This is a genomic window from Streptomyces sp. SID9727 (assembly GCF_010550605.1).
In the GTDB taxonomy this organism is placed as follows: Bacteria; Actinomycetota; Actinomycetes; order Streptomycetales; family Streptomycetaceae; genus Streptomyces.
In genome coordinates this window covers 1-332 of sequence record NZ_JAAGNI010000053.1, presented here as the reverse complement: position 1 = coordinate 332, position 332 = coordinate 1, and the positions used below count along the sequence as shown (strand labels likewise).

General features: G+C 80.1%; 1 pseudogene. It reads right to left on the bottom strand.

Annotated elements, in window-relative coordinates:
• Positions 1–332, bottom strand: a pseudogene (locus tag G3I41_RS02810) (hypothetical protein); the annotation flags it as partial.

Genomic DNA, 332 nt, shown 5'->3' with positions numbered 1-332 from the left:
AGAGGGGCGGTCGGACCGGTGGGGGCGTCGAGGACCTCGGTCGCCGGCTCGGCGGCAGGCTCGGCGCCCGGGCCGGACGGAGCGCCGGACACCGCGTCGGAGGGGGCGCTGTTCACCGCGTCGGAGGGAGTGTCGGAGGGGGCGCCGTTCACCGCGTCGGACGGAGCGCCGCTCACCGCGTCGGACGGAACGCCGCTCACCGCGTCGCCGGGGGCGCCCGGCTTGGTGAGGGGGACCGTGCCCTGGGGCTTCCCGCCGCCGGGGATCGGGGCGGGACCCGTGACCCTGCCCGGGCCCGGCACGGCGTCCGTCGGCGCACCGTCAGCCGGCAC